General features: G+C 66.9%; 12 protein-coding genes. 9 read left to right on the plus strand and 3 right to left on the minus strand.

Going from position 1 to position 12,316, the window contains the following annotated elements; translation table 11 throughout:
* The first annotated feature begins 201 nt into the window (after nt 1-201).
* From SREC43747_RS0113445 to SREC43747_RS0113455, 3 genes are all read left to right on the plus strand, one after another.
* Nucleotides 202-1,440 carry an MFS transporter gene (locus SREC43747_RS0113445; protein ID WP_236623184.1) on the plus strand — a complete coding sequence of 413 codons (1,239 nt, stop codon included), beginning with the start codon at nt 202-204 and terminating at the stop codon, nt 1,438-1,440.
* Nucleotides 1,437-2,828 (plus strand): LLM class flavin-dependent oxidoreductase, encoded by a 1,392-nt coding sequence (locus SREC43747_RS0113450; protein ID WP_029721793.1) that lies wholly within the window; start codon nt 1,437-1,439, stop codon nt 2,826-2,828. Before SREC43747_RS0113445 ends, SREC43747_RS0113450 begins: the two co-directional genes overlap by 4 nt.
* A 229-nt stretch (nt 2,829-3,057) precedes the next feature.
* On the plus strand, nt 3,058-4,491 hold the full coding sequence (locus tag SREC43747_RS0113455) for an MFS transporter (protein ID WP_051388013.1): 1,434 nt from the start codon (nt 3,058-3,060) through the stop codon (nt 4,489-4,491).
* A gap of 85 nt (nt 4,492-4,576) precedes the next feature.
* Here SREC43747_RS0113455 and SREC43747_RS0113460 read toward each other — a convergent pair whose 3' ends face one another.
* Together SREC43747_RS0113460 and SREC43747_RS0113470 are read right to left on the minus strand one after the other, a co-directional pair.
* Nucleotides 4,577-4,978: a winged helix-turn-helix transcriptional regulator gene (locus tag SREC43747_RS0113460; RefSeq protein ID WP_029721795.1), complete on the minus strand. Its 402-nt coding sequence runs from the start codon at nt 4,976-4,978 to the stop codon at nt 4,577-4,579.
* A gap of 326 nt (nt 4,979-5,304) precedes the next feature.
* Nucleotides 5,305-5,730, minus strand: coding sequence for a DUF6461 domain-containing protein (locus tag SREC43747_RS0113470; RefSeq protein ID WP_269077823.1), 426 nt, complete (start codon nt 5,728-5,730; stop codon nt 5,305-5,307).
* A gap of 745 nt (nt 5,731-6,475) precedes the next feature.
* Between SREC43747_RS0113470 and SREC43747_RS19865 the strand changes: the two genes are divergently transcribed.
* Both SREC43747_RS19865 and SREC43747_RS20635 read left to right on the plus strand, forming a co-directional pair.
* On the plus strand, nt 6,476-7,276 hold the full coding sequence (locus SREC43747_RS19865) for a helix-turn-helix domain-containing protein (RefSeq protein WP_051388014.1): 801 nt from the start codon (nt 6,476-6,478) through the stop codon (nt 7,274-7,276).
* Nucleotides 7,273-7,482, plus strand: a complete 210-nt coding sequence (locus SREC43747_RS20635) for a DUF397 domain-containing protein (protein WP_081722586.1) — start codon at nt 7,273-7,275, stop codon at nt 7,480-7,482. Before SREC43747_RS19865 ends, SREC43747_RS20635 begins: the two co-directional genes overlap by 4 nt.
* Nucleotides 7,483-7,506: 24 nt before the next feature.
* On the opposite strand, the gene SREC43747_RS0113485 is transcribed toward SREC43747_RS20635, so the two are convergent.
* The gene (locus SREC43747_RS0113485) at nt 7,507-8,202 is read right to left on the minus strand and encodes an HAD family hydrolase (RefSeq protein ID WP_029721801.1); all 696 of its coding nucleotides are present in this window, start codon (nt 8,200-8,202) and stop codon (nt 7,507-7,509) included.
* A gap of 83 nt (nt 8,203-8,285) precedes the next feature.
* Between SREC43747_RS0113485 and SREC43747_RS0113490 the strand changes: the two genes are divergently transcribed.
* The 4 genes from SREC43747_RS0113490 (at nt 8,286) to SREC43747_RS0113505 (ending at nt 12,164) form a co-directional block, all read left to right on the plus strand.
* Entirely contained in the window at nt 8,286-9,461 is a 1,176-nt protein-coding gene (locus SREC43747_RS0113490) for a helix-turn-helix domain-containing protein (protein WP_236623186.1), read from the plus strand.
* A gap of 197 nt (nt 9,462-9,658) precedes the next feature.
* Nucleotides 9,659-10,816 (plus strand): radical SAM family protein, encoded by a 1,158-nt coding sequence (locus SREC43747_RS0113495; protein WP_029721803.1) that lies wholly within the window; start codon nt 9,659-9,661, stop codon nt 10,814-10,816.
* The gene (locus SREC43747_RS0113500; protein ID WP_029721804.1) at nt 10,813-11,376 is read left to right on the plus strand and encodes a hypothetical protein; all 564 of its coding nucleotides are present in this window, start codon (nt 10,813-10,815) and stop codon (nt 11,374-11,376) included. The genes SREC43747_RS0113495 and SREC43747_RS0113500 overlap by 4 nt, the downstream gene beginning before the upstream one ends.
* Nucleotides 11,373-12,164: a hypothetical protein gene (locus SREC43747_RS0113505; RefSeq protein ID WP_029721805.1), complete on the plus strand. Its 792-nt coding sequence runs from the start codon at nt 11,373-11,375 to the stop codon at nt 12,162-12,164. Before SREC43747_RS0113500 ends, SREC43747_RS0113505 begins: the two co-directional genes overlap by 4 nt.
* The last annotated feature ends 152 nt before the right edge of the window (nt 12,165-12,316 follow it).

Here is a 12,316-nt window from a genome sequence, read left to right on the forward strand (position 1 = left end):
CGTGCGTGATCATCGCTCAACGCCGAGGCTCTCGGCGATCCATGCCTCTTGCTGATCCTCCCCCCTCCGATCGAGATCAGTCGAATCCCATGTCCAGGGTGACCTCCTCGTTGCCGGAACCAGATTGCGGTGCGCGCCATGACCGTTCTTGAAACAACCACTCCGCGGAACATGCCGCGTGCCGCGGCAGTGGGAAGCATGATGGGGACCACGATCGAGTGGTACGACTTCTACATCTACGCCACCGCGTCCGCGTTGGTGTTCAATTCGGTGTTCTTCACCAACATCTCGCCCACCGCGGGCACGCTCGCCGCTTTTTCGACGTACACGGCCGGTTTCGTCGCTCGGCCGCTCGGGGCCGTGATCTCCGGGCACCTCGGCGACCGAATAGGGCGGAAGGCGGTCCTGGTCGGTGCACTGCTGCTCATGGGAGCTACCACCACCGCGATCGGCTTGCTCCCCACGTACGAGCAGATCGGTTTGCTCGCGCCCACCGCGTTGGCACTGCTGCGGCTGCTGCAGGGGCTGGCGGTCGGCGCGGAGTGGGGCGGCGCGGCACTGCTGTCGATGGAGCACGCCCCGCCGAACAGAAGAGGGCTGTACTCGAGCTTCACCCAGCTCGGATCACCCGCGGGCATGCTGCTGGCCACGGGCGTCTTCTACGCGGTCCGCTCCAGTGCAGGGGAAGAAGCGTTCCTGGCCTGGGCGTGGCGGATCCCCTTCCTGCTCAGCATCGGGCTCGTGGTCCTCGGGTTGGTCGTGCGGCTGAAGCTGGTCGACGCAGCGGGGTTCCGCGAACTCAAGGAGCGCGGTGAGATCGCCCGGTTCCCGGTGCTCGAGGTGTTGCGCTCCCAGCCGCGGAACGTCCTGCTGACCATCGGCCTGCGACTGTCGCAGATCGCGCTGTTCGTCCTGCTGACCACGTATTCGCTGACCTACCTCGAGACCAACTTCGAGCAGGGAGACCAGGCCGGGTTGGTGGCGGTGATGGTCTCCTCGGCCCTCGGGCTGTGCACCACCCCGCTGTGGGCGCACCTGTCGGACCGCTTCGGCAGGAAACCGGCGTACTTGTTCGGGGCGATCGGGGGACCCCTGGTGTTGGCGCTGTTCTTCTTGGCCGTCGAAACCGGTTCGGAACTCGCGGTCGTGCTGGCGATCGTCGTCGGGGTGAACGTGGTGCACGACGCGATGTACGGGCCGCAAGCAGCTTGGTTCGGCGAACTCTTCGACACCCGGGTGCGCTACAGCGGAGTTTCCCTCGGGTACCAGATCGGCGCGGTGCTCTCCGGAGGACTGGCGCCGCTGATCGCAGCGGTGCTGCTGGTGGTCGGCGGAGGATCCCCCTGGCTGATCCTGGTCTACTTCCTCGTCCTCACCGGATTCACGGTCGCCTCGGCCCGTGCTGCTGCTGAAACCCACCGAAATGAGGAGGTTCGATGAGCAGGATCTACCTGAACGCCTTCGACATGGCTTGCGTCGGGCACCAAGCGGCTGGGCTGTGGCGACATCCGGAAGACCAAAGCCACCGCTACACCGACTTGGAGCACTGGATCCAGCTCGCGCGCACCCTGGAGGAAGGCGGCTTCGACGCGCTGTTCCTCGCCGACGTGCTCGGGGTGTACGACGTCTTCCAGAGGTCGCGCGACGCGGCCGTGGTGGACGCCGCACAGTTCCCGGTGAACGATCCGGTGATCCCCATTTCCGCGATGGCCGCGGCCACCGAAACGCTCGGCTTCGGGGGGACGATATCGCTGACCTACGAACAGCCGTACGCGCTCACGCGTCGTCTGACCACACTGGACCACCTGACCAAGGGGCGCGTGGCTTGGAACATCGTCACCTCCTACCTGGACAGCGCAGCGCGGAACATGGGGCTGAAGAAGCAGATCCCGCACGATCAGAGGTACGAGATCGCCGAGGAGTACCTGGAGGTCTGCTACAAGCTCTGGGAGGCCTCTTGGGAGGACGACGCGGTGCGCCGCGACGCCGAAGCGGGGATCTACACGGACCCGGCGAAGGTCCACGACATCAACCACGAAGGCGAGTACTTCACCGTGCCCGGCCCATTCCTGTGCGAGCCCTCGCCGCAGCGCACGCCGGTGCTGTTCCAGGCGGGCACTTCACCGCGCGGTGTCCAGTTCGCCGCCAAGCACGCCGAGGCCGTGTTCGTCTCCGGGCCGACGACGAAGATCGTTCGAGGATCGGTCGACAAGCTGCGGGCCGCAGTGGCGGAGCAGGGGAGGGACCCGCGGTCGGTCAAGGTGTTCGCCATGCTCACCCCCGTCGTCGCCGAGACCGGCGAGCAGGCCCGCGAGAAGCTGCGCGACTACCAGCGGCTGGTCAGCGTGCCCGGTGCTTTCGCCCTGTTCGGCGGCTGGACGGGAGTGGACCTGGCCGAGTTCGAGCCCGACGAGCCCTTGCGCTACGTCGAATCCGACGCCAACCGGTCCGCCCTCGCCTCCTTCACGACCGCTGATCCGGACCGCACCTGGACACCGCGGGAGCTGGGGCGCTGGATCGGTCTCGGCGGCCGCGGGCCGGTCGTCACCGGATCCCCGAGCGAAGTCGCCGACGAGCTGGAGCGGTGGGTGGAAGAAGCCGACGTCGACGGCTTCAACCTCGCCTACGTCACCAACCCGGGCACCTTCGTCGACTTCGCCAGGCTCGTCACCCCGGAGTTGCGCAAGCGCGGCCTGATCCCCGAGGGGTCGGAGCGCGGCACCTTGCGCGAGCGCCTCGGCGGGAAAGGACCCCGGCTCGCCGAGGAGCACCCCGGTGCCCGCTACCGGCGCGCTGCTGCAGTCGACGGGGCACGATCAGCGAACTGACGTCCCGGCGGCCGAGGAACGTTCGGCGAACGCATTCGGAGTGGAGGGCCTTCGCAGGTCAACACCTGCGAAGGCCCTTCTCGGTGTCCTTCCAGGACAGACACATCGATGTTCCCGAGGCACAAGGAAGTGCCTTCTTCCGCGGATGCGCGGCACGACGCACACTGAGCGTTGACCGGTCTCCAACGACGCCGCATCCCAAGCTCCGTTCCGCGGAGGAAAGAACACCGTGAACGAAACACCCGCCCGGCCGGTTGCCCGACCCGGCCTGGTCCTCGCCCTGCTGGCGTTCGGCCAGTTCATGACCGCCATCGACTTCGACATCGTGTTCGTCGCACTACCGGAGATCGGCCGCCAACTGGACTTCTCGGCGCAATCCCTGCAAGCGGTGGTCAGCGCCTACACCGTGGTGTTCGGAGGTTTCCTGCTGCTTTGCGGACGCGCCGCCGACCGGCTGGGCGCGCGGCGCATGTTCGCGCTCGGTTCGGCGCTGTTCGGCGTTGCCTCGCTAGCCGCAGGACTGGCGGCCAGCCCCGCGGTGCTCGTGGTTTCCCGCGCCGTGCAAGGACTCGGCGCCGCACTGCTCACCCCCTCGACGCTCAAGCTGATCACCAACGAATTCGCGGAAGGGCCGAGCCGCAACCGCGCGATGGCGGTGTGGGGCGCGGCCGGTGCTTCCGGTGCCGCGGTGGGCGCGCTCGGCGGCGGTGTGCTCACCAGTCTGCTCGGCTGGGAATGGGTCTTCTTCGTCAACGTCCCGCTCGTCGCGCTGGCGCTGGCCGCCACCCCGTGGCTGCTGCCCGCCGACACCACCGCCGCGGGGGCGCGCGGGTTCGGCCTGCCGGACGCGCTCGTGGCCACCGCAGGAGCGACACTCGTGGTCTTCGGCTTGGTCAGCGGCCCCGACACCGGCTGGTTCACGACCCGAGGAGGTGGTGCGCTGCTCGTCGGCGCGGTGCTGCTGGGCCTGTTCCTGCTGATCGAGTCCCGAGCGCGGGACCCGCTGGTGCCGCTGCGCCTGTTCGCCAACCGCAACGTGCTCGCCGCGATCGTCGTGATCTTCGTGTTCATGGGCACCGTCGGCACCCAGTACTACCTGTTCACCACCTATCTGCAGACCGTCCTCGGCTGCACCCCGCTGCAGGCCGGGGTCGCGTTCCTACCGCTGAGCCTGTGCAGCATGACCGCCTCCGCCAAGGTCGTGCCGTTCGTGCTCGACCGGTTCGGCATCCGCACCGCGCTGATCACCGGCATGCTCGGGGTTGCCGCCTCGATGGTGGCGCTGGCCCTGGGCATGTCGGCCACGGGCACCTATTGGGCAGTGCTGCCCGGCGTGGTGCTGTGGGGGCTGTTCGCAGGCCTGTCGTTCCCGCCCATCTTCGTCGCCGTCTCGACCGGGGTGGCCCCGCAACAGCAAGGCGTGGTTTCCGCATTGGCCTCCACCTCGCAGTACATCGGTTCCGCGGTGGGGCTGGCGGCGCTCGTCGCGGTGGCCACTGCGGGTGCGGACCCCGGAGCGGGCGCGGCGGGGCTCGTCGACGGGCTCCAGCTGGCCGGGTGGACCGCTGCGGCGGTCACCGCCCTCGGGGCGGTGCTCGGTGCCCTGGTCCTGCGCAAACCGGCACCGGCTCCGGAACCGGCCGCGGAGGTCACCAAGAGCTGATCCGGCCGGTGGTGGGGGACACGACGCGCGCCGCCGCAGCGAGCTGGACTTCCGCGCTGGTGACGCGGTGAATCGGAAGGGAGTGCTACCCGGTCTGTTCCTCGGTGCTCTCGGCCGCGTCGTAAGCGCGGCGTGCCATCTCGATGGCCTTCTCGTGCCGTTGCGCCCAGTCGGTGAGCGCGGTCAGCGCTTCGCACAACTCCACGCCGATGCTGGTGGGGCTGTACTCCACCTTCGGTGGAACGGTCGGGTGCACGGTCCGAGCGAGCAGCCCGTCGCGCTCCAGGTTCCGCAACGTCAGCGTGAGCATGCGCCGGCTGATGCCGGGGACGGCTCGCTCCAGTTCCGTGTACCGGATGGGGCCGCGCGACGCGGCTAACAGCACACCGATGCTCCACTTGCCGCTCACCCGTTCGACCACTTCGCTCAACCGGCAAGCGTGCTCGTCCACTCGGTGAACCCGCTTCCTGCTGCTGTCCGCGGTCATGGCCCACGCCTTCCGATCTGCGTTAGCTCCGCCGCCTCCACCATAGGCCGGTCCGCTGCTTCCCGAGGGCTTTCCGGCTCCACCTGGCTTGTGGGGTGCGCGGAGTGCAACGAACTCCGCAGTCGCGGGTGCGACCAATCGATGCTGATCCGCTGCACGCCATCGCGTTCCAGCTCGTTGGCGCGCGGTGGGCACGCCTCGTGTTCGTCTCCGAGCGCGGGACGGGCGAGCTCGGAGACGCTTCTTCCGGACCGGTTCTCGACTTGCTCGATGATGTGGACGACCGGTTTGTTGACCGTTCCCCACGACACGACTTCACCGCTTGATCAACGCGGCGGGCAGCGGGACGTCGAACATCGTCTCGCGATACCGCACACCAACTGCGCCAGGGCCATCGCCGTCGCCCGCACGGACTTCGACTCACCACCGGAGAGCAGGCCAGCTGCCGCCAATTCGGTCATGAACCGGTCCGGCTGCTCGCCGTACCGGTTGGCCGGAATCGTCGTTTGCACGGCGGTCACCGCACACCCGTTCTCGGCGTAGTGGAACAGATCCACTACCGAGGCGGAGGATGCGCTCACCGCGCGGATTCCGGGGGATGGCGCGGGCAATGTTCCTCCGTTGACGCCCGTGTTCGAGCAGAGCTCGACCAAGACGCTCCACGCGCTGCGCTGACCAGCGCGGACACCGGAAGGGCACCGGCCGAGCTGCTGAGCCCTTCCGCGTCTGCTGCGGACAACCTTCGAGGAGATCCGACGTCAGCGCCGATTCTTCCAATTCCTCGGCAGGATCAACGCCTTCCACGAACGACACGGTGCAGCTGAGGAGGGCATCGTCACTGATGCACCCGAAATCCCCCGAGGACTCGTACGGGATGGACAGCTCTCGAACCTCGGCGTGATCGTCGTGCTCGTGCCAAGACCGGAGTGCTGGAGCCACCGGCAGGCAGACCTCGTTGAGATCGACCGAGTGACCGGTCGCTCGGAACCGTTGTTTCGCGCTCCTCGCGAGGACAGCTGGGGCGCCTCGACAGTTCGGCGGAGACCAACGCTGGACGGGATCCAGGGCTCAGTCCCCGCTGGACAAGACGAACCCCAGCAGCGGGGCATGCTGCACACCAGCAGGAATTGGGACAGCAGCGTCGCGTACGAGCGGGATGTCCGCGGGGTGGCCCGGTAGAAGAGGTGCGCCTGCGAACGGCCGAAGGTCGTGAACGAGAGCGCCTCGGCGGGAGTGCCCGGAGGACGGGACTTCACGTGGCGCGGGAGGTAGATCACCGGTAACTCCCGCCCCTTGGGTGGGAGGCGTTCGCCTCCGTGCGCGGGGGACAAGAACGTGCGGGTGTGGCCGTCCTGGTCGACGTACCCGACCAACGCGCACCAGCGCGGGAACCGCCGATCCCGGTTGTAGCTGCGCCAGACCACCTTGGCTTCAGCTCGAACACCGTGCTTGCGCAACCGCCACCGCCGGAAGGCCTCTCCTCTGAAGAGGTGCAGCATGACGAGAAACGCGATCCTGGGGAACGAGGCAGCCGACGCGCTTGGTTGCACGCCCGGACGGATCAGCCATTTCGAACGGGGCCGTAACCTGCCTACCGAGGCCGATATCGAGAAGCTGATGCGGCTCTATGGAGCTCCGGAGCGAACTGCCGAGCTGGTCAACCTGGCGACGCAGATCCGGGAGGCGCCTCCGGACCAGGATCTGTCCAGGCTTGCGTCGACGCCGAGCGGCTTCGATACCTTCCTGGGGTTCGAGCAAGGTGCCAGGGCCCTGACGGAGTGGGCGACGATGACGGTGCCGGGATTGCTACAGACCCGTGCGTATGCGACTGCGGTGTTGGGTGGGCACCAGCAGGCGCTCAGGGAACGGGAGCTGCAGCGCCGAGTCGAACAGCGCATGCGCAGGCAGGCGGTGCTGCAGCGCTCCGATGATCCGCCGACCGTGACGGGGATCCTTGACGAGTCGGTGCTCGAACGGCAAGTCGGCGGCGTCGAAGTCCTGCGCGAACAGCTCGCGCACCTGGTCGTGGTCAGCAAGCTGCCCAACGTCTCGGTTCGTGTCGTGCCGAAGAACCGCGTGGTGCTCTCGGCCCTGCACGGCTCCTTCATTGCCATGGACCTGGGCATCCCCGGTGACGACGGGCTGATCTATCTCGAAGATCGCCGAGGTGGCACCGCGATCGAAGATCCGGATGCGATCGACGACTACCTTGAGGTCCTGGACGAACTGCTCGCCGCGGCGCTCGACGAGGACGAGTCACAGCAGCTGATCGAGCGGACGGGAGAGAACCTGCGATGACGACGAGGGACGTGTTCACCGGGTGTTGGCGTAAGAGCACCCGAAGCGCCTCTCAGGGAGCCTGCGTCGAGGTCGCGATCACGAAGTTCGCCGTGGGCGTCCGTGACTCGAAGGATCCGCGAACAACGCTGGTGTTCAGTCCACGCGCCTGGGAGCAATTTGCCGAGAGCCTGAAATGGACGAAGCCGACGGCACACGACACCTGATCTGGCTCGGGCCATGGCAGTTGGTTACAGCATGGCGCGGATGTCGGTGATGTTTTCGAGGTTCTCGACGACCGTGGTGGCTCCGGCCGCGTGCAGTTCCGCGGTCGTGTATTTGCCGGTGGCGACCGCCAGGATGTGGGCACCGGTCGTGAGTGCGGCGTCGACGTCGTTGGGGGTGTCTCCGATGAGCAGGATCTGGTCCGGGCTGATCGGGGTGTCGAGGTGGTGGGTGGCGCGTTTGCGGGCGATGGTGACGAGCTCTGCTCGGTCCCGATGGTCGTCGCCGTAGGCGCCGAGCGAGAGGTCGAGGTAGGAGTCGAGCCCGAAAGCTTCGACCTTGATCTTGGCCACGTCGGTCGTGTTGCCGGTGAGCACGCTCTGGTGAAGGCCAGGCTCGGCAGCGAGTTGTTCCAACATGGCAACGACACCGGGCAGGACACGGCCGCGTTCGGCGAGTTCGACTCGCGCGGCCTCGTATCCCTGGGTCAGCGCCGCGGCGACCGCGTTGACCGCGCGCTCGGTGGGCTCGATCCCGTGCAGGCGCAGGGTGTTGTGGATGATGTCGAGTTCGGTGCGGCCGTGGACCGTGGCGAGCTCGCGCAAGGAAAGGCCGGTGACTTCGGGAAAGATGCGCTGGTAGATCTTTCGACCGACACCGCGGGTTTCGATGAGCGTGTGGTCGATATCCCAGAGCACCAAGCAGGTCCGAGGCGCGGTCATGAGTGGCAGTGTGACACGTGATCATGCCAGTAGCATCAATCCGGTCGACCCATTCTTGCTGGGGGCAGCGCATGGCAGACCAGATGACCCAGGACGTGGGGCAACGGGCGCGCTTTCACCGGCTCGCGGGACGGAAGACGCAGACGGTCGTCGCCGGTCTGGCCGGAATCACGACCGACTACCTGTACCAGATCGAACGTGGGAAGAAGCTACCGACCGTTCCGGTGCTCGTGTCGTTGGCGCGAGCCCTCGAAGTGCCGGCTTCCGCGTTGCTGGGTGAGGAAGAAGTACACGGGCAGCGGTCGGCCCGGCCGCCCGATATGGGTGCCGACGTGCACCGGGCGATGACGCTGCCGGTCGCCGTTGAGGGCAGCCCCATGCCGATTCCGGACCTGCGTCGTCAGGTAGATGCAGCATGGCACATCTGGCAGACCTCGCCGAACCGGTACAGCGAGGTCCGCTCGTTGCTCGGGGACTTGATCCGGGAAACGGAGCTTGCGCTTCTGCACTTCTCAGGACAAGACGTCAACGAGATTGCTGCCGACCTGTACGGCTTGGCGCGCACGGTGACCAAGCGGATGGGGCGCGTCGATTTGGCCGTCCTGGCCGCTGACCGGTCGCACCGAGCAGCCGTTTCCTGCGGCGATGTCCTGCGTGTGGGCGTCGCGCAGTGGAACAGGGCGCACGTGGCGCTGGCAAGTCACCACCACGAGGTCGCTGAAGAGATCGCCATGACCGCCGCTGAGGAGCTCCGGGACTGCTCAGGCCCGGAAGCCGCAGCCGTGTACGGCTCGTTGGTGTTGGTGGGCGGAGTAGCCGCGGCTCGGCGCCGGGACCCGTGGACGGCGCGGGAACGGATCCGCTCGGTGACACCGGTGGCGTGGAAGACGGGGGAGCGCAACACACTCTGGACGGCGTTCGGTCCCGTGAACGTCGCGATGCACGCCGTCAGCGTCGAGGTCGAGGCCGGCGAGACCAGCCAGGCATGCCATTTGGGCGAGGAACTCGACTACGAGCAGTCGCCGTCCATCGAGCGACGCGTCGCCTTCCTTCTGGAACAGGCGCGCTCGCACCAGCAGCGTGGTGACCACGGCAGTGCTCTGGTTCTGCTGCACACCGCCGAGCGCGAAGCGCCGGAGGATGTCGCGTACCGGCCTGTCGCTCACGAGGTTCTGCGAGGTTTGATTCAGCGGGCGAGCAGGACCACGGCGAAGGAAGCCGCACGGATGGTGCAACGCCTCGATATGCCACTCGCGTAGCAAGCCGGACATCCGGACCTGCGAACAGCCCTGACTGGCAGTTCGGGTTACTCGCGAGTATGGCTCTTAGCGTGCCTCGCACGGCCCCAGGGCCAGGATGTGGCCGGCGGTCCGAGGACTTCCCCCGACAGTGCTCGGCCTTGCTGTCGTTTCCCTGGCCCTGGGCGTCTTTCCAACCCGCGACGAAGGGGAGTGCGATGGTCGAAGGTTCGGAGACGGCGGCGCAGGGCGGACATCGGGTGCGGACCCCTGTGGTGGATCAGCACGCCACCTGGATCGCGGTGAACCCGATTCAGGGCTGCCCGAAGGCGTGCGAGTACTGCTTCCTCAACGAGCGGGGCCAGACCGCCGTGCGTCCGGAACACCTCGCGACGCCGGCGCAGACCGTGGGGCTGCTGTTGACGTCGTCGTACTACGCCCCGTCCCGCCCGGTCGCTCTGTACACTTGGACAGACGTGATGGCGTTGCCGGATTCTCGCGCGCACCTGGCTGAACTGCTGGATGCCTTGGCCAGCCGGGGCGTGCCGAACCCGATCGTGCTGATCACCAAGTGTCACGTGCCTGACGAGACGATCGAGAACCTCGCTGCGGCGCGCGAGCGTGGTCTGGGGGTGGTGGTCTATGTCAGCTACTCCGGACTGGGCCGCGAGGTCGAGCGTGGCATCCGGCACGAGGCGACGGCGGCGAACTTCCCGCGCTTGGCCGAGGCTGGGATTCCGGTGGTGCACTACTGGAGACCGGCGTTCCCAGAATCGGCGACGCCCGAGATCATGCAGGGTGTACTCGACCACGTAGCCGCATATGCCCGCTGCACCGTCGCGGCTGGCTTGAAAGTAGAGACAGCCGCGGTGGGACGGATGTCGAAGTTCTGGCCACAGCTTGCCGATGCTCCGAAGGTCAGCGAGGCGGAGTGCGTGTATCCGCGGCCGTTCTGGGAGTTCATTCACAAGACATGGCGGTACTACCCGGACTACCCGGTGTTTCACACGAATTCCTGTGCGTTGTCCTATGTACTTGGCCAAGCCGACTCCTTTGGGGTGTTCGGGAGTCGGGTGTGCCGGGTGCGCAATCTGTGCCCGGTCGCGCAGCGAGAGGTTTGCACACGCGCGGAAGCCACGCGCACGCCGCCGAGCCCGGACAGGATTCGCGCCGCCTTGGTGGCGCGGGGAGCAGGCGAGGTTCCCTTCGCGCTCGTCGATGGCGGCCGGGAGCTCGTCGTCGATGCCGCGTTGGACACGCGGGTGGCGGCGGCGGTGACACAGGATCTTGGTGTGCGGCTGCGAGCACGTCGAAACAACGGCGACGCGTATTGGAGTAGCGGGACCGCTGGGGCTGAGCCCGTGATTCTGGGATGACACACCGACTGCTCAGCAACGCATTGCATGAGGTGTTCGGCGAGGTTCGGCGGCTCCGGCAGCGCTTTTCCTACACAGCGGATCGCGCGTGGGAACCCGTAACTGCCGCAGCCGAGCTCAACGTCCAATTGGGACACCTTGCTCTGTGCCTGCTGCGACGTCACGGGTACGACACCGCGGAATGGGAAGATTCGGAAAGGCCCCGCGCCTCGGTCGGCGACGAACTGGCGGATGTGGTGCTGGCCGCGCTGAGCATCGCGGTGTTGTCCGACACCGAACTCACCTCGACCATGAACACCGCGCCGCGGGTGTCCAGTGATCACGAGGCACTACTGCGACTTGTTGTCGCAGCAGGCACGTTGTCGGAATCGGCCATGGTCGCCAACCAGTATCGGCACCGGCCCACGGGCCGACTGCCCTCGTTAGCGGAGGCGGCTTCCAACGTGATCGCCGCCTGCGAGCTCCTCGCCGAGCAACTCGGCCTCGACCTATTGGCCGAGTTCCGCGCGATGGTCTCAGACGCCGATGCGTTCCTGGACGGCCGGGAGGAAGCGCCATGACCGGCTTGGGCGAGTTCAGCACGCATCATCGGGACGGCTCCATGGTCACGAAGAGGCTCACCGGGAACTATCCGGGTGGGCAGGCGTTCGTGTCCGCCGGAAGACTTGGCGAGCAAGGCATGCGGTCGTACCTGGCTGCGCTTCGGGCGGTCGGTGTGCGGTTGCCGGACGACCTGGACATCGTGGCCGATGATCCGTTGACTGTGCGGCATTCCTGGGTGCCGGGGCCGACGCTGGTCGAGATCGCGGACACGGACCCTCCCGTGTTCGCGGCAGCGGTTGAAGAAATCACAGCATGGGTACGCGGGCTCGACCTCGTCGATGCGCGCATCGACACCAACCTGGCGAACTTCTGCCTCGTCGACTCGCGGCCGGTGTTGGTGGATGTGCTGCCACCGTTGGTGCCGAGCCGACGTCCAAGGCCGGTGACGCTGTTCGACCGACTGTTTTGCGCATTGTGCTTCGACACCGCGGTCACGCTGGATGCGCTGTGCGGCTATGCCCTGCGGACCGCGCTGCGTACCGAACGTCGTGAGGCCGTCACTGCTGTGCACCGGGTCATGGAGTCAGCGGCCACGCCTGCGGGGCCAGCTCACGGCTTTCCGGCGCGATGGTTTCGCGGTCGCCTCCGATTGGCACTGCGCTGTGCGAGTGGCGAAGAGTCGTCCGAGACGATGCATGAGTTCTTCGCGTTGACGTCAGTTCTGACCTTCCGGCAGCTCGATGAGGCCGCACGGCGTCAGCGCCTCGGTCATGTCGCGGTTCGGATGCGCGAGTTGGGTTTGTGATGGCAGCACGGATCTACGAAGCCTGGACCAGCTACGCCGGGGATGTCGCCTTCACGATCACGGGACCAGAACGTGGCCAAATCCATCATGGACCTTCCTTCAGTAGGCGAAGGACAGGGCTTCGTCGTCGGAATCCTTCTTGTCCGGCGGCT

Origin of the sequence: Saccharopolyspora rectivirgula DSM 43747, assembly GCF_000497205.1 — a bacterium.
GTDB classification, from domain to species: Bacteria; Actinomycetota; Actinomycetes; order Mycobacteriales; family Pseudonocardiaceae; genus Saccharopolyspora; species Saccharopolyspora rectivirgula.